This is a genomic window from Jingyaoa shaoxingensis (assembly GCF_014385005.1).
Taxonomy (GTDB): domain Bacteria; phylum Bacillota; class Clostridia; order Lachnospirales; family Lachnospiraceae; genus Marvinbryantia; species Marvinbryantia shaoxingensis.
In genome coordinates this window covers 1-16,689 of record NZ_JACRSZ010000015.1, presented here as the reverse complement: position 1 = coordinate 16,689, position 16,689 = coordinate 1, and the positions used below count along the sequence as shown (strand labels likewise).

General features: G+C 39.0%; 15 protein-coding genes. 4 read left to right on the top strand and 11 right to left on the bottom strand.

The window, feature by feature from the left end:
* Positions 1-18: 18 nt before the first annotated feature.
* The 5 genes from H8716_RS13320 to H8716_RS13300 all read right to left on the bottom strand — a co-directional run bounded on the left by H8716_RS13320 (position 19) and on the right by H8716_RS13300 (position 5,566).
* A complete protein-coding gene (locus tag H8716_RS13320; protein ID WP_249309535.1) occupies positions 19-1,596 on the bottom strand; it encodes an FAD-dependent oxidoreductase in 1,578 nt (525 codons plus the stop codon).
* 14 nt (positions 1,597-1,610) lie between these two features.
* Positions 1,611-1,937 (bottom strand): (2Fe-2S)-binding protein, encoded by a 327-nt coding sequence (locus H8716_RS13315; protein WP_117448084.1) that lies wholly within the window; start codon positions 1,935-1,937, stop codon positions 1,611-1,613.
* A gap of 387 nt (positions 1,938-2,324) precedes the next feature.
* A complete protein-coding gene (locus tag H8716_RS13310; RefSeq protein WP_249309533.1) occupies positions 2,325-2,633 on the bottom strand; it encodes an MGMT family protein in 309 nt (102 codons plus the stop codon).
* Between the two features lie 151 nt (positions 2,634-2,784).
* Positions 2,785-3,555: a hypothetical protein gene (locus H8716_RS13305; protein WP_249309531.1), complete on the bottom strand. Its 771-nt coding sequence runs from the start codon at positions 3,553-3,555 to the stop codon at positions 2,785-2,787.
* A 28-nt stretch (positions 3,556-3,583) separates the two neighbouring features.
* Entirely contained in the window at positions 3,584-5,566 is a 1,983-nt protein-coding gene (locus tag H8716_RS13300) for an alkyl/aryl-sulfatase (protein ID WP_249309529.1), read from the bottom strand.
* Positions 5,567-5,830: 264 nt separating this feature from the next.
* On the opposite strand from H8716_RS13300, the gene H8716_RS13295 reads away from it, so the two are divergent.
* On the top strand, positions 5,831-6,538 hold the full coding sequence (locus tag H8716_RS13295) for a hypothetical protein (protein ID WP_249309527.1): 708 nt from the start codon (positions 5,831-5,833) through the stop codon (positions 6,536-6,538).
* A gap of 195 nt (positions 6,539-6,733) precedes the next feature.
* On the opposite strand, the gene H8716_RS13290 is transcribed toward H8716_RS13295, so the two are convergent.
* Positions 6,734-7,624 carry an RloB family protein gene (locus H8716_RS13290; protein WP_249309525.1) on the bottom strand — a complete coding sequence of 297 codons (891 nt, stop codon included), beginning with the start codon at positions 7,622-7,624 and terminating at the stop codon, positions 6,734-6,736.
* Entirely contained in the window at positions 7,617-8,990 is a 1,374-nt protein-coding gene (locus H8716_RS13285; RefSeq protein ID WP_249309523.1) for an AAA family ATPase, read from the bottom strand. Before H8716_RS13285 ends, H8716_RS13290 begins: the two co-directional genes overlap by 8 nt.
* Before the next feature lie 372 nt (positions 8,991-9,362).
* Here H8716_RS13285 and H8716_RS13280 point away from each other — a divergent pair, with 372 nt between their 5' ends.
* Complete coding sequence (locus tag H8716_RS13280) at positions 9,363-9,620, top strand: hypothetical protein (RefSeq protein ID WP_249309521.1); 258 nt, start codon at positions 9,363-9,365, stop codon at positions 9,618-9,620.
* A 14-nt stretch (positions 9,621-9,634) separates the two neighbouring features.
* A complete protein-coding gene (locus H8716_RS13275) occupies positions 9,635-9,862 on the top strand; it encodes a DUF2188 domain-containing protein (protein ID WP_249309519.1) in 228 nt (75 codons plus the stop codon).
* Positions 9,863-9,926: 64 nt separating this feature from the next.
* Here H8716_RS13275 and H8716_RS13270 read toward each other — a convergent pair whose 3' ends face one another.
* From H8716_RS13270 to H8716_RS13255, 4 genes are all read right to left on the bottom strand, one after another.
* Complete coding sequence (locus H8716_RS13270) at positions 9,927-11,510, bottom strand: recombinase family protein (protein ID WP_249309517.1); 1,584 nt, start codon at positions 11,508-11,510, stop codon at positions 9,927-9,929.
* Positions 11,503-13,158, bottom strand: a complete 1,656-nt coding sequence (locus H8716_RS13265; protein ID WP_249309515.1) for a recombinase family protein — start codon at positions 13,156-13,158, stop codon at positions 11,503-11,505. Before H8716_RS13265 ends, H8716_RS13270 begins: the two co-directional genes overlap by 8 nt.
* A complete protein-coding gene (locus H8716_RS13260; protein ID WP_249309513.1) occupies positions 13,159-14,832 on the bottom strand; it encodes a recombinase family protein in 1,674 nt (557 codons plus the stop codon).
* Positions 14,833-14,961: 129 nt separating this feature from the next.
* Positions 14,962-15,207 (bottom strand): DUF6870 family protein, encoded by a 246-nt coding sequence (locus H8716_RS13255; RefSeq protein WP_008369874.1) that lies wholly within the window; start codon positions 15,205-15,207, stop codon positions 14,962-14,964.
* A gap of 607 nt (positions 15,208-15,814) precedes the next feature.
* Here H8716_RS13255 and H8716_RS13250 point away from each other — a divergent pair.
* On the top strand, positions 15,815-16,390 hold the full coding sequence (locus H8716_RS13250; protein WP_118359279.1) for a helix-turn-helix domain-containing protein: 576 nt from the start codon (positions 15,815-15,817) through the stop codon (positions 16,388-16,390).
* Positions 16,391-16,689 lie beyond the last annotated feature (299 nt).

Here is a 16,689-nt window from a genome sequence, read left to right as displayed (position 1 = left end):
CCGTTTCAAGCTGTCTGTTTACTGTGCCAGATAGAATCTGGCCTTCATGGCATAATCTGCCGGAACTTTGATGGTCAGCAAGTTCGTGTGGTCAAAGGCTTTGGTACTCTTAACGGATATCACTTCTGCCTCACAGATCTTCTGACCGTCTCTTCCCAGCCCGTATCCTTTTTCTCCCGGTTCCGGAAGTGGAAGGAATTCATATGGAATGGTGACTGCGGCAAATCCCGGTTCATACGTCTCGTCCACCAGGAAAATGGCCTGTCCGGAGCAGGAAGCTACGCACATACCGCAGCCGATACAGTCTACCGCTTCGTCTACCGCCGGAAGGGAAGTGATATGCTCTCCGATCTTGATGCAGTGCTTTGGACATGCATCCTGACATGGGTTACATGGAATATTCTGTGTGCATTCCATTACCGGGTGTACACCAACTCTGTGGGTAACTCCAGGGAAGCGTTCGATTTCATCATCTGCCACGAATCCGTGTTTCAGAAGATTCATGGAAATGTCAATGCCTTCCTCTGTCTTCTTAATGAGTTTTCCACGGTTCTTTGGTGCAAACATGCCCTGACGTAAGCCTTCCAGGGCTGCTTCGTTTTTCTCTACATCTTCTTTTAATTCTGTTTCTTCGATATAACCAAGGTATTTTGCAGCTGCAATTCCGGCAATCCTGCCCTCGATCATGGCGGAGCTGGCTTCTTCTATTCCGGATACATCTCCGGCTACAAAAATACCTTTGATGGAAGTCTCCCCATATTCGTCTACAATCGGTACCTGCCCGCCTCGTTTCGGATTATCTTCCATCTCACAGCCTGCCATTTTCAGAAGCTGTGACATCGGAGAAAGTCCAACTGCAAGACAGATCGTATCCACATCAAAATGCTTCTCGGTTCCCGGTATGAACCGGAAGTGGCTATCCACTTCTGCGATGGTAACGCCTGTCACGTAATCAGTTCCTTCTGCTTTCACAATGGTATGGGACAGATAGAATGGGACTCCGGTTCTGGCTACTTTTGCAGCATGTACACCGTATCCACCGATTCTCGGTGCTGCATCCACCAGCGCCACCACATCACATCCACACTGTTTTAACTGAAAACTAACCACCAAACCTACATTTCCACTTCCCAGCATGAGAATTCTGTTTCCCGGTTTGACTCCATGTAGATTCATCATGGTCTGTGCTGCTCCGGCACCGATGACACCCGGAAGTGTCCAGCCATCGAAGGTGACCATATTTTCTGCCGCGCCGGTTGCAATAATAATGGCATTTCCTTTATAATGGAAAACTTCTTCGCCCTTGCGGACTACAATCTCTTTATCCTGATACATACCAACCACGGTCGCATTTAACTCCACATCCACACCGGCTTTGTCTGCTTCTGCCAGAAGTTCCTCTCCGATTACGAAACCTCTTATCCTCGCCTTGTGTTCTTTGGATCCAAAAAACTTATGAATCTGCTTAAATAACTGTCCGCCCGGTTTTTCATTTTCATCAAAAACAACTACCTTCAATCCTCTTTTTGCTGCCTCAATAGCAGCTGACAATCCGGATGGACCGGCTCCCACAACGATCAAATCATATCTTTTCATTTTCTCATCTCCTGCTATTGTTTTTCAAAAGGTTCTGCGGATACACCATACTGAGTCTGGATCTTCATTCCCGCCTTCAGCGGTGTCACACAGGTTCGCACATTGGGAACGCCGTCCACCACCATGACACAGTCCGTGCAGCGTCCAATGGCACAGAAAATACCGCGCGGTGTATGTTCTTTTTTTGTATACCGGTGAATTTGAATGCCGGCTGCCTTCAGTGCCGCTGCAATCGGCTCTCCCTCATATCCCTGAATCTTCTTGCCGTCATAGGTAAAACTGACCAGACTGCCTTTCTGTGGTACTCCCAAAATCGGATGTTCTGTAATACGTGTTCCCATATCCTTTCTCCCTTCTGTTGATGAACAGTTATCGCGGCAGTCGCCAAGGTCTCGTGCAAGCACGGACTTTGGCTCGTTGCTCGTGTAAATAAAAACAGCCGGGGATATCTGCGATTGTGTGCAGACATCCTCGGCTGACTTATCGATTTTTTTGATTTGTAACTAGTTTTGTTTTGATTTATTCATATCATAATCGTCTTGAAGGGAATTGTATTGTAAAAAACGATACTAACTATTCTGGTACAGCATACAAAAATTAACCGGACTAATAACGCAGAATGAAAAATTCCTTCTGAGCCGAATACTTCCACTCTCTGATCATAGCCATACACTGCTTTTCTGGAATTCCAATTCTTCCGGCGCCGATAATTCCTAAATTGATCATTGCTATACCCTCCATTGATATTTTTTCATATCTACCAGCCCGTTTTCCTTGAATTCCACGCCTTCCTGCTCCAGAAGAAAACGTTGTTCTCTCCATCCCGGTGCCGTGCGTCCGGTATGATTCACCACACGGTGGCAGGGATAATCCCCATAAAATTCTGCCCTGGATAATACTCTGCCAACCAGTCTTGAATTTTTCTCACGACCAATCAGTGCTGCGATCTGTCCGTAGGATGCCACGCTTCCTTCCGGTATTTCTTCCACCACAGAAAGAATCTCATATATTAGGGACTCATCTAATATCTTCGCCATTCTATCATCTCCATTTTTAACACACGCCGTTCTCTTTTCAGTATAGCAAAACAGGGAAGTGGACGCCAGTGCTTATATGAGTTTTCTCTTTCAGACTTATTACAAAAAAGTACAGGACCAGCCAAATGTCTGTCCTGTACTTTTTTTCAGTTTACGGTCTCCAGGAAGACTCATCCATTTTTTTCAGCATTGTCTCCTGATCAACAGTATATGCTACTTTTACTTCACTGTTTTTTCTGACAACAAATTCAGACAGACCATATTCTTCTCCGTTATCTGCCCAGTCGTATGTGTAACCGAGTCTCGTCCATGGATATTTCCCGTCAAAATAACTGGAGATAATATTTGAATCAAACCATTCTTTATAGTCCTCATCAACTTCTTCTGAAAATGCATCTGTCATTTCTGTTTCTGTTATGTCTGAAACATACGCCGGTCTGAAAACATCTTCCAGCTTTACCCACATGGCTGTGAAATACTCTGATTCATTATCCGGGCGCAGGCCAATGAGTTCTTTTATTCTTGTCTGCCAGTCTGTCACATTCTCTTTATTTTTCTGATACCATTCTTCCAGTTCGCCGCCTGTAAACGTCCATACATTTCCCCATTCCAGTTTTACATCTGCGCCATCCGGATAACTGTCCGGATATTTATGGAATGTATAAAGAAGGATTCTGCCATCTTGATCGTAAACGGCATATGGCTGTCCCTCCTCCAGACTTACTACGGGAAGGATTTCATCCTTGTCAATGATCATTGCATCTTCAACTGCATCGTCGAAGAGAATCTGCTGATCCTCTTCACTTTCTGCTGAAATATCTGTTTCTTCTGCCTGAACGCTTACCGTTGTTTTGCCTGATAATGTAATTGCAGAAATCAGGATACTGTTCACGATCATGATTTTCCATAATTTATTTTTCATATATTATCTTTCCTTTCCGCCCAAAACTTTATGGTTCAATAATATTAAAATATTTATTGTCTGACGTAACAGTAACCGCATCCATCAATCGTGTCAGACAGGTCTCATCACCCTCCTGTTCGATCAAAGCAGCAACATTCTCTGCGTTTTTCTGAACAACAGACAACAGTCCGACACGTTTTGTAGTCCATGTTACATCTGCATTCGGCTCCTGTGTATCCTTCTGATAAAGCAGTACACCATTTTTCACGCGGAGTACATAATTGCCTTCCGGCAGTATAAGATTTGCTGTAAAGGTCAGATCTGGAATCTTCGTCGTATCTACAAGAATTCCCAGATAATCCAGAATCATATCCGGTGTCATATGTAAGAAAACATCACCGTTACCGCTACTTCGCGTTGCATCATCGGTATTTGTACCATTTCGCAGTTCCTGTGCGGCACAAAGGTAAGCACTGCGCCATGGACCTGATTCTGCCTGATATCCCAATTGCTCCAATGCATCCGCACACAGATAACGTGCATCAGTATTTTCCGGATCAGCAAAAACCAGCGTATTGGTAATCTGAGCCACCCACTGATATTCTCCCTTTGCAAAATCTTCTTTTGCTTTTTCAAGAACTGCATCTGTATCACCGAAATATTCTACCAGCTTTTGGGCATAATCCGATGGTGTAAGTTCAGCAAGATGGACAGGATTACCGTCATACCAGCCCATATATTTCTCATATACTGCCTTTGAATTATGAGAAACTGTACCGTAATACTGACGGGTATACCAGACTTTCTCCAGTTCCTCGGGAAGCTGGATCATATTGGCAATCTCTGTTTCCGTATAACCTTCATTAATATAAAGCAATGTCTGGTCGTTAATAAACTTATATACAGCTGCCGTATTGATCATATATTCCTGAATAACGTCATTTCCCCAATGTGGCCAGTTATGGGACTGGAATACCACATCTACCTTATCACCATAAAGAGCCAGAGATTCCATAATGTACTCTGCCCATGCATTTCCGTCACGCACCTGGGCTCCGCGGAGTGTATACAGATTGTGGAGTGTTCCTGTACAGTTTTCAGCCATCCACAAAGCATTTTTCGATCCAATCCAGAAGTTCATCTCTGCCGGTGCTTCGGTGCCCGGAGTAAGCTGAAATTCAATTTCCACTCCGTCAATGATATGCTTCTCACCGGTTTGTGTGATTTCAAGTGTAGGAGAAATATAACTTGTGCTGCCCTTAGACTGTCCCATACCAATACCAATGGCAAGGGATCCTGTTTCACCACCCTCAAGCATTGTTCCATACTGGTAACTTGCTCTTCGTCCCATAGCAGTACCTGCATAAATATTCTCGCTGACAGCATACTTCTCAAAGCCTTCCGGTGCAATTACCTGCACATTGCCGGCTTGTACCTCTTCTTCCGAAACAACTCCCTTGACTCCACCGAAATGATCAACATGGGAATGGCTGTAGATCACTGCCTTTACAGGGAAAGTGCCCAGATTCTCTTCCACCAGGGCAAGAGCCGCTTGTGCACACTCTACACTCATCAATGGATCTACTACAATCCATCCTGTATCACCTTTTATGAATGTGACATTGGACATATCATAGCCACGCACCTGATAAATTCCATCGGTTACTTCAAAAAGGCCATAAATATGATTCAGCTGTGTATTTCTCCAAAGGCTGGGATTCGCTGTATCCGGAGCGTCCTGATCCAGAAAAGCATATGCCGTCTGACTCCATACAACCTTCCCGTTTTCATCACAAATATCCAGAGTATCCGGAGAAGCGAGCAGACCTTTGGTCGCATTCTCAAACTCCGTAGTATCTTCAAAATCCAGCAATGCATAAACTTCCTGATTTGCATCAATCGTATACTGGGTAGCCGGTTTGCTTTCCGCTGTTAATTCTGATGCTGCAATTGCGGTTGAACTGCCACAGACAGTCATGGTAAATGCCAATGTAGCGGCAATCATAGTAATTACTTTTTTTCTTTTCATGATATATTTCCCCCTTTGTTCTATATCCTCGCTGTTTTTATTTTAACATAAATACATTTAAACAACAATATTTTTATGAATTTAAAATGAATAAATACACGAAAATTTTAGTTATTTTTCAATATATTAATTTAAGTTCAAATAATCATTCATTATCAATGATCTTAAAATGGAATTAATAAAAAGTTCTATTGTATTTTGACGAAATATATAGTAACATTAAAGTCAGAAAATTATTAACGAACAGAAAGCAGGTATTTTTACATGAGATATAATGTACTTCATTTTTTTGAACGTAAAAATATTGATATATCTAATATTCTTTATCTTACACGTCAAAATCCACTTACAAAAATTACATTTTTTGATGGGAAAGAGATCCTGACTGCAATTCCGGTGAAAGAGATTGCAATTTATCTTCCGGATGAAGAATTTGTGAATATTACAAAAGGTATTCTTCTTCGAAAATCACAGATTGTAAATATTTCAGATGACGGATTATATGCCATGACAGATGGAAGTGTATTTCAGGGACGAAAAAGGAATACCAGTCAACATAAACAACTCAGACAGGCGTTAGGATTGTCTAAAGAACAGAATGAAAAAACAGAGAAAATGATCCCCCTTGAATTGTTGGAAAAATGTAGTATTCTCAATGACATGCCGCTTGCTTTTTGTGTTATTGAACTTGTATTTGATGCGAACGGCAGGGGAGTAGATTTTGTATTTCGTTATTGTAATGAGGAAATGGCTGTTGTAGAAGGAATTCCGGTTTCAGAAATGCTGAATAATTCGTTTTATGAGGTTTTTGAAAATGGAGATAAAAAATGGCTGGTTACTTATGCCGACGTAGCTTTAAACGGTAAAAAGGTCATTCTACATGATTACAGTCCGGAAATCGGGAAAGATCTGACTATTTATTGCTTTCAGCCACATCCGGGGTATTGTGCATGTATATTGATTCCGGGATAAATACATTTAGCTTTCACATATGAGGGAGACTTTGAGCTGTACATAAAGCCCCCGAGGATGTCAAGTCATTGCTACAAAAAATATGCGGCTTTTTTGCCAAGAAAATGGCTTAAAACCGCATATTTCTGTATAGGGGACGTTATATAATTGTCACAAAGTAGGTGGGGAGGATGTTACGTCATTGCTAGAAAGCAATTACAATCTTCCTGTTTCATCTTTTCCATACTGCTTCAGTTCTTCCATCAGCTTCCAAAGATTGCAACCAATATTATCTATTAGATCTTCTTCATCTACTGCAAATTTTTTTGCCTGATTAATAGCTTGATTAATTCTAGGCATATATTGTGTTGCAAATTTAATTCCGCTTTTTCCATGATGTCCTTTTTCTGATACAGCTTTACTTACAAATGTATGATGTTCTGATATTTTGGGATTTTCTTTTATTTTTTCCAGTTGTTCTCCAAATTCAATATTTATATCTGCCAAATGCATTAAAAGCCAGAATTCAAAACAAGGATTAGCAATATAGCATTTATATCCATTATCCTTACAATGCTTTATACACTCACGCATATTTTCTTCTGAATGAGTTTGCATATCCCTATCTATTAATACAGCAAATTCATCTAGTTCCCTATTGTACTTTCTCAAATACTTCCTGTAGTTAATATCATAGCCAATCTTTTTAAGTTCCGTAATAAAAGAATTGCGTTGCTTCTTAGGAATTTCATTTGGATCTTGTAAATATTGTTTTATGAATTCTATGCTATATTGTTCTTTAAATTGTTCTGATATCTCTTCCAAAATATCATCTTCTTTTTGTTCGCGAAGTCTGATATATTCTTCTAAAAGTTCAATTACTTGTTGAGGTGCACTATTTGTATCTTTTTTCCCTCTTCGCAGAACTTCCACATCAACTTCAGCATTTATTCCTATTTTTTCTCTATATTTTGATACTCCATCAAAATATTCTTTTTCTGTTGCATTTCCCTCTACAGACAAAAAAATTCTTTTTTCCGGAAGGACTTTTTGTGATTCATCCTCTCGCTCATATACTGTAGATGTAAGTCTATAGCGATTAATCATTCATATCCTCCAAAATTTCTTCATCAAATATCGGTATTGCATCATATCGACCTAATAAATATTCTTTATCGATTTTTTTGTCATATCGTTCCTTATAACGATTTAATGAATACATTTTAGAACTATGATCCTCCGAGCGTTTAACAAACCATATTTCATCTTGTCTAACTAAATCCAAATCCAACAAATTAGAATCATGCGTTGTTGCAATTATCTGACAATCTGCATCTTCTGTAAGAGTATAAAAAAGCTCTAAAAATCTTCTTGTAAGGTTCGTATGAAGACTCCTATCAATTTCATCTATAAAGATTACTCTATTATTTTGATGTTCATAGAACAATGGAATTAAATCAAATAATCTTTGCGTTCCATCAGACTCATCTGAATATTCAAACAATTCTTGTGAATTTCCATGATTTTGCATCATCTTTGTCGTTATAATATTGCCATCCTCATCTTTTCTTAAGGAATATACTTGATTGTTCACCTTAAACATAACTGGATCATTTTCTATATCATTAGAAATTCTAATTTTTAATTTTTCTGCATGTTCCTTTGGAATACCTTCAAAAATTCTATCAAAATTCATTTCTCCCTGTTTAGATTCAACAGATTCTATGCCTGTATCAAAATATTTCAATATATCAGAGAAAAATTTTCTTACTTCTTCTTTTTCAACCAATTGATTTAATCCACTATACTGACTTGTCGGAAACAAAATTATTATACTCTGAAACCATTCATAGACATCCCGTATTTCTTTAAGAATTCCATTTTTTTCGTTACTTCTCTCCGCAACATCACTTAAAATACTCTTTTTCTTCATCGCTGGTGAAATATTTTTTCCAAATACATCTAAAAATATTTCCCATTTTATCTTTTCGGCTTCATTTTTATGCTTTACTTCACTAAAGGTAAAATTCATTCCGTTTTCATCAATATCTCTATTAAATATGCACGTTTCTGAACCACTTTTTTCAATGCGTACCAACCATTCCGAAATAATTTCTTTTGTTGCATACGAAATTGCTATTCCGTAAGAATATTCCTTTTTTGATTGTGTAATAAGCCTATACTCAAATACGCCTGGCTGTCTATAACCATCTTTACTAATTCTAAAATATTTTCGATTTAAATCTACTTCTTCGAGACCATCTAATATGATATCTCTAGAGAAATCAATTGCTTTAATAAAATTGCTTTTACCACCTGCATTAGCTCCATAAATAAGTCCTGTTTTTAAAATCTTTTTCCCATTTCCATTCAGTATATGCTCTTTATGCCTAGCAACTTTTGATGCCATCATAGACATAGTCTGTGGATTTTTAAATGACAAAAAATTACTTACTGAAAATCCTATAAACATATCTCTACTCTCTTTCATTTATTATTATATTTTATACCATTATAAAGTGAATTATTCTCTTATGTCAATATTATTAGAGAATTCTATTTCATTTTTTTAATTTAAATGTGATTTTTTCTCATTTACATATTGACTTTGTTTTTTATTTGTGCTATCTTGTATTCACAGGAGTTAGCACTCTTTTTATCTAAGTGCTAATAATAAAGGTAAAAAAAAGATGGCTCTAAGGCCACCTTTCATTCTGAATCTGCAATATACAAATTCAACATAAGCACTTGAATCATAGCATATATTCGCAGATAGTTCAACAGTAATGTGCTGATTTTATGGCATTTTACCTTTCCCAGTTTTTGAGAAAGGAGGAACTCAGTTATGTCATTTGATGGAGCTCTCATTAAAGAACAAGGCGTTACATTTGCAATAGCTGTTGTCAAACCAAGCGTCTTGACTAATCCCAATAAAGAAGCTATTCGTCAAACTTTTTCTCGTTATTTCGGATTTGTACCAACAGTACTCATGGCACAGAATAGTCGAGGAATCCCCACCTATGATGGACGAAGAGATCTTGTAAGATTTCTCTCTCACATCCATCCATCTAGAATTCCTTGGAAACATTTTACAACTTCATAGAAAGGGCAGATAATATGGCAAACCAGCATGTAGTTCCTAACAATGGACAATGGCAAGTAAAACGCGAAAATGCAACTCGCGCAACAAAAACTTTTGACACACAAAAAGAAGCAATCGCATATGGACGAAATATCGCAATTAACCAGGAATCAGAATTAGTTATCCACGATCGTCATGGACGTATTCGCGACAAAGATAGCTACGGCAATGATCCTTGTCCACCCAAAGATACTCGATTCTAATTAACCATTAACGCCAAAAGCAATACTGTAATAATCTACACTATTGCTTCTGGCGTTTTTTCATTTAATTAGTACCTTCATTATTGTTACTTAGTTCTTTCCACTCCACCTTCACTCTCCCGTCATCATACACATATATTCCCTGCACATATTCTTCCAACATCTCTCGTGTTAGCTTTTCATAGCCTAAATACATCAACATCTGCTCCACTGGAACATTCTTTTTCATCAGGATTTCTTTCTCACCATTTATCAGTTCTTCCAGTTCCTGTACACGTTTCTGCAGTCGTTCTCTTTCTTCTTCCAACTGCTTCTTGGCTTCCATAAACTGGTTCTGGTTCATCTGTCCCTCGTGATACTTTTCATAGTTCTGGCGGTTCTGGATTTTTATTTGTTCTTGACACTTTTCACAATCTGCACTTTCCGTCTTATAGGCTTCTATACTGTCCTCATGCTGTTTTCTCATGGATTGCTGCATCTGTTCCTGACTGATATTCTGACGTAAGTAAGCCTTTATTTCTGCCAGTACGATATGCTCCAGCATTTTGTTATCAGCTTTCCCGGCAAAACACCCTGTATCTTCTTTTCCTTTACTGTACGCACAGCTATAAAGGATATGACCATGAACCGGACTGCTTGAAGTCAGGCTTCTGCGACAATTCCCGCATTTTACATAGCCACCTAATAGTGTTGTTTCCCTGTCAAATTTGCTTTTCTTGGTGTATCTGATCTGCAGGGACTGTGCTTTCTCAAAGACCTCTTTTGATACAATCGGCTCGTGATGGTTTTCCATTACTTTCCACTGATTTCTCGGCACTGGTACTTCTTTCCCTGTTCCGGGATCTGGAATCTTTGTCTTTCCATAGACCATACAGCCTATATAAGTTTTATCATCCACAATCTTCCGTATCATATCACTCGTCCACTGCAATCCTCTTGATGCAGCTTTCTTGCTGTCTGATTTCTGTCGTCTACTCATAGACTGCAAGGGAGTCAATACCCCCTCTTCATTGAATAACTTACAAATCTCCATCTTGGAATATCGCTGATTGGTCAGTTCAAATACTCTGCGGATTACTTCCGCTTCGTCCTCTACAATCACCAGTTCTTTCTTATTTTCAGGATTGATTCGATACCCATACGGTGCAGAGCCACAGCAATACTCACCTTTTCCTCGTCTGGTACTGACTGCCGCTTTTACCTTTACGGACTGGTCTTTCACATAAAAATCTGCTATCAGTCCTTTAAACTGTACTTCAATATCCGAACTCTTTCCCTTATAATCTTTAGAATCATATCGGTCTGAGATAGAAATGAATCGTACTCCCAGGAATGGAAAAATCTGTTCCAGATAAGTTCCCATCTCAATATAGTTTCTGGCAAAACGTGAAAAATCTTTTACCACAATACACTGCACTTTGTTCTCTCTGGCAAGTTCCAGAACCTGCTTAATTGCCGGACGTTCCATACTGGAACCAGAATATCCATCGTCGTAGAACTCCTGAAAGGGCATAGCCACCAGTTCAGGAATATTGGAAATATAATCTTTTACCAGTTTTCTCTGATTAATAATGCTGTTACTTTCTCCCTCTGAGTCATCTTCCACGGAAAGGCGGTAATATCCAATAATCAGTTTCTGATCACTCATGTTCTACCGCCCCCTTAAACCCGAAGTTGATTTCCAGTTTGCCATCACCATATAGATACATACTTTCAATCAAGCCTTCTGCAAGTTCCGCATTGATTCTGGTTGTCCCATCCAGCTCCAGCAGGCTTCGTAAAAATCTGGCTTCTTCTTTCTGCTGTTTTTCCAGTTTTCGTATAGTCTGCTCCAAAGACTTCTTTCTCTCTTCGCAGAACTCTTTCCAGTTATTACGGTCATCTTTCATTTCTATATAGGCTGCTTTGGAAAGTTCACCCTCTTTATATTGCATGAATGCCTGTGCCAGTTTTTCTGAACGTCTTTCCATATCTGCATCCAGTTTCCTGATCTCCGCTTGAATTTCTTTGATTTTGGAAAGAAATACCGCACTGCTTATAGCAGACATATCCTTTTTCCGTAAGTCAGATAACTGAAACTGTCTGGTCAGCTCCGAACGGACAATTTTCTGCAGTTTTCCTTCGGAAATAGATTTATGACTGCATTTCCTTTCATCCCGATACTGGGCAGCATTGCAAAAGTAAAGCACATCATTTCCGTATCTGCGTGTGCACATTTTTCGCTTACAATCTCCACAATAGAATACATTGTAAAATGCTCTTTCATCCTCTTCCCATCCTGCTGTAGTTTTTGCTGCTTTCTGTTGTGCTGCTTTTAACCTGACCTGTGCTTTGTCAAACAATTCTCGACTGATAATCGCTTCATGGGCATTTGGCGTAATAATCCACTGACTTTCATCCAGTATGTCACACCATTTTTCCCCTCTTTGAAATCTTGATTCGTATTTTCTCTGAACCAGATCACCATAATAATTATTTCGATTTAAAACCGCACGTATCGAAGAATTTCCCCACTGATGAAGATTCTCTCCATCCTGACAATACACATGATGATATTGGTTATAGTCCGAAATCCGATGTACCCCATCTTCAAACAGCCTGTCAATAATACTCTGTATACCATCTCCAGAAGCATATTCTTCAAAAATCCTGCGGACAATCTTTGCAGCTTCCGGTTCCACAATCAACTTATAAATCCCATTTACCTTTTCCAGACGATATCCGTATGAAGCTGTAGATCCCACATATTCACCATTTTTCTGTGCAATACGTTTCGCAGCCCGTTCTTTTGCAGAAATGTCTTTCGCATAAGCATCATTCACCAAATTCTTGATATTCATGGATAATTCCTGATTCTTAGCACCCGGTGCAAATGAATCATAGTTGTCACATACAGAAATAAACCGCACTTTCATAAAAGGAAGAATCTTTTCCAGATAGTTGCCAGTTTCGATATAATTTCTTCCAAATCGTGAGAAATCCTTTACCAGAATACAGTTTAGTTTACCTGCCCTGACATCATTCATCATCCGTTCAAATCCCGGTCGGTCAAAATTTGTTCCGGTTTTTCCCAAATCAGAATAAATATCATATACAGCAATCTCATACTCTTTGTCCGGATTTTCATTGTGCTTCTGAATGAATTCTTTTATCAGCGTAACCTGTGTTTCAATAGATTCTGACTTTTTTTCATCATTGTCTACGGATAATCTGGCATAAATTGCAGCCATACATACCGGAATACCAGGAATCTTCTTCTCTGTGTTTTTCTTATATCTTTTTGCTGTTCTTGCCATTTATCCCACCTCTTTCCTGCATTCTGTCCTGTGTTCCGCATAAAACCGTCTTATGACTTTCATCTTCTCAATCATATCCTGATAGCGGATGTGAATTTTAATTTGCTTGTTTTCATAAATATAGATTTTATCTACGGTCAGTGCCAGCAATGTGCGATCCAATTCTTTGATTTCCAGTGATTTCTTCCAGTCCTCCAACTGAACGGTTGCAGACACTCCACCCTCAAACATTTGCTTTATCAGCTTTTTCTGATTCTCAATCATCTGCTCCAGTTCTTCACATTTTCTTCCATAACTTTCCCGAAAATCATCGAACTCCGCTTTGCTGATCAGTCCCTCTTTCAAGTCATCACCCAAAGATGCTTTCAGACTGTAATAACGGTTATATTCTTCCTGCAACTTACTAATCTGTGTATCATAACCGATTACCTGATCGTAACTAACTTGCATCTCACAAAGTTCTTCCATAATCATCTGATAGTCTATAAAAAGTGCTGTATATGCCTGAATCTCTTTCAATACAATCCTTTTCAGCACCTCTTCCGGAATACTGTGTCTGGTACAATCTCCACCTTTATTCTTTGTCTGGCAGATATAAAAAGCTTTTTTCTTCCCCTTATACTGATTTACCCTGCGTATCATCGGGGTCTTGCAATCTCCACAAAACACAAATCCCCAAAAAAAGTTTGCACTGTCTGATGTTTTCGATGCTCTGCCATCATATTGGAGTAACTTCTGCACCACATCAAAATCATTCTGCCTGATGATTGCCGGATGCGTATTTTCTACTTTCACCCACTCTGATTCTGGCTTATCCAGGCGTTGCTTTACTTTATAGCTGATTCGTTCCTGCTTGCCCTGTACCATGTTTCCAATGTAAACCTCGTTGGTCAGAATCCTTTTGATCTGCACTGCCGACCATTTTGGTGTATCTGAACTATGGAATCCGGAATTGTAATTTTCACCATTTGCCTTTTTATATTCTTTTGGCGACTGCACATGACGTACATTCAGTTTTTCTGCGATTGCTCCAAGACTGAACCCATCAATTTTCCATGAAAATATTTTTCTTACAATATCCGCTGCATAAGAATCAATCACCAGACAGTTCTTATTCTCCGGATCTTTGCAGTAACCATACGGTGCAAATGCTCCAATAAATTCACCTTTCTCACGTTTGATTTTCTGATGACTTCGCACTTTACCGGAAATGTCTCGGCAATAACTTTCATTTACAAAATTTTTGATTGGAACTACAAATGACTTCTCTGAAAAATCTGCTGTTTTACTGTCAAACTGGTCTGTAACTGAAATAAAACGCACATTTAAAGCCGGGTAGGTCTTTTCGATCCATCGCCCGGCTTCTATATATTCTCTTCCGAATCTGGATAAGTCTTTTACAATCACACAGTTTACTTTTCCAGCTTCTATATCAGTTGTCATTCGTTTAAACTCAGGTCGGTCAAAATTTCCTCCTGAGTATCCGTCATCCACATATATATCAAAGATCTGAATATCCGGCTGGCTTTTTACAAAGCTCCGAAGTAACTCTCTCTGATTTGCAATGCTGTTGCTCTCTGACTTCGCACCGCCCTCTTCCATATCATCTTTCGATAATCGAAGATACAATGCAGCATCGTATATATCTGGCATATTCATTTGCATCTGTTCCATTTTACATCGCTCCCAACTTACTTATTCCATTGAATTTGAAGTCAGAAACCATGTATCACGTTCATTTTCCCTGACCTCACATTAACATAACATCTGTAGCTTCGCAAGATATTTTTTCAAGACTTGCATCTAATACATCAACTCCGTTCTTTTTCTAAGATAATCACTAATGGCATCTGTGGCATCCATTTCTCCGGTCATTTCCACGACCACCACATACCCTTCATTCATGTGAGCATACGGTTGATCGCCGGATTTATCCAGAAAAGTTTCCACTTTCTCAGAAATAGCTTTATCCATATCAGGAATTAAATCTTCAATGTCCTTTAACTGCTCCAGATCAACACTGGAATCTATTACTGACTGATTCACCATGATGCTCACCTCTTTTCCAACATATTCTTTGTATCAGTTGTCCTATACCTGCAATTTTCTCAATTGCATCACCTTACCTTTTCGTATTTTGTTCTCACAGTTTATCTATTGTTATAGCATTGCATATTCCGTTCGGCGTGTTGGCTTCCATTCGTATAATCTGCTGTCAGCGTTACTGCCAACCTCTATCAGAATATTTCTGAATGCTGGCAGCTTCTTCGCAAACTTACCAGCCGTTTCCGGAGTATCTTCGACGCTCGCCAGTAAAATCATTTACAGGGTTATGGCATCTGTGGAATCAGATTATACAGCTCATGCAGTTTTCAAGGTACAAAAGAGAGTTTTTTGAATATCCTTTCACTTATTACAGCCTAGAAACACCAAAATGTTGTTCTCTTCAAAAAAATCCTCTCACTAATAAAGCCTGACAGAATGATTTTACCAACCTAATTTTGCAATAATTTGCAAAATGTATTTATCCTCATCCGTACATTCGCTTTCATGCGAATGTCAAGCGTTTTGTTCGCTTCAATGCGAATCTTTCTGTTTACATTCCTTGTTTTTGGTAGTAAAATGGATTTATCAAAAAGAAAGTTGGAAATTTGGTATGACAATCGGTGATAAAATAAAAAAAATCCGGACATTCCGGAATATGACACAGGCAGAACTTGGAGCTGCCCTCGGCTGGGGCGATAAAGGTGCAAACCGCCTTGCCCAATACGAAACGAATTACAGGGTTCCCCGTAAAGATCTGGTAACTGAAATGGCTAAGATTCTGGACGTAAATCCACTGGCACTGCATGAACCTACTACTATGGATGCTTCTGAACTTATGGAAATCCTGTTCTGGATTGATGAATTTAATCCGGCAGCTATCAATCTCTTTCAGTTAGAAACTTATCCCGGAGAGAAATGCAATTCCAGCGAAGATACCGCAGTCCGTTACCATAACTCTGACAACTGGCCTGCTCATCCACCTGTTGGTATGTGGTTCAATTATGGAGTTCTCAATGATTTTATGAAAGAATGGGTTCTCAGAAAAGAAGAACTGAAATCCGGTGAGATTACCAGAGATGAGTATTTTGAGTGGAAAATCAACTGGCCGCAGACCTGTGATGGGTGTGGAAAATTTGAGCCGAAAAGGCAGTGGCGATCTGTTAATGCTGAACTTAGTGAAACTTAGCAAAACTTAAATTTATTATGTTTTTTCTCATTAGTCAAAGAGAAGGCACTGTAAAACCAATAATTCAGGGGTTTTCAGTGCCTTTTTCATGTTTTTTCTATTAAATTTTCCTCAGACACCTATATAAGTGAAACTTAGCGAAACTTAAATTATACCCAATATGGAATATACTTTTTATACCGTAAGCGTCCAATAAGAGGGTGTATCGAAATTTCTGGCTGTTGCATGTAAACTATTGATTAGAGTTTTGGGAGTTGACTCTAAAAACTCTAAATCTAATCTAAGGAGCAGGCTTATGG

Excerpts from the sequence above, each read along its gene's own strand:
- H8716_RS13320 (WP_249309535.1), bottom strand. The coding sequence starts at position 1,596 with ATGAAAAGATATGATTTGATCGTTGTGGGAGCCGGTCCATCCGGATTG.
- H8716_RS13315 (WP_117448084.1), bottom strand. The coding sequence starts at position 1,937 with ATGGGAACACGTATTACAGAACATCCGATTTTGGGAGTACCACAGAAA.
- H8716_RS13310 (WP_249309533.1), bottom strand. The coding sequence starts at position 2,633 with ATGGCGAAGATATTAGATGAGTCCCTAATATATGAGATTCTTTCTGTG.
- H8716_RS13305 (WP_249309531.1), bottom strand. The coding sequence starts at position 3,555 with ATGAAAAATAAATTATGGAAAATCATGATCGTGAACAGTATCCTGATT.
- H8716_RS13300 (WP_249309529.1), bottom strand. The coding sequence starts at position 5,566 with ATGAAAAGAAAAAAAGTAATTACTATGATTGCCGCTACATTGGCATTT.
- H8716_RS13295 (WP_249309527.1), top strand. The coding sequence starts at position 5,831 with ATGAGATATAATGTACTTCATTTTTTTGAACGTAAAAATATTGATATA.
- H8716_RS13290 (WP_249309525.1), bottom strand. The coding sequence starts at position 7,624 with ATGATTAATCGCTATAGACTTACATCTACAGTATATGAGCGAGAGGAT.
- H8716_RS13285 (WP_249309523.1), bottom strand. The coding sequence starts at position 8,990 with ATGTTTATAGGATTTTCAGTAAGTAATTTTTTGTCATTTAAAAATCCA.
- H8716_RS13280 (WP_249309521.1), top strand. The coding sequence starts at position 9,363 with ATGTCATTTGATGGAGCTCTCATTAAAGAACAAGGCGTTACATTTGCA.
- H8716_RS13275 (WP_249309519.1), top strand. The coding sequence starts at position 9,635 with ATGGCAAACCAGCATGTAGTTCCTAACAATGGACAATGGCAAGTAAAA.
- H8716_RS13270 (WP_249309517.1), bottom strand. The coding sequence starts at position 11,510 with ATGAGTGATCAGAAACTGATTATTGGATATTACCGCCTTTCCGTGGAA.
- H8716_RS13265 (WP_249309515.1), bottom strand. The coding sequence starts at position 13,158 with ATGGCAAGAACAGCAAAAAGATATAAGAAAAACACAGAGAAGAAGATT.
- H8716_RS13260 (WP_249309513.1), bottom strand. The coding sequence starts at position 14,832 with ATGGAACAGATGCAAATGAATATGCCAGATATATACGATGCTGCATTG.
- H8716_RS13255 (WP_008369874.1), bottom strand. The coding sequence starts at position 15,207 with ATGGTGAATCAGTCAGTAATAGATTCCAGTGTTGATCTGGAGCAGTTA.
- H8716_RS13250 (WP_118359279.1), top strand. The coding sequence starts at position 15,815 with ATGACAATCGGTGATAAAATAAAAAAAATCCGGACATTCCGGAATATG.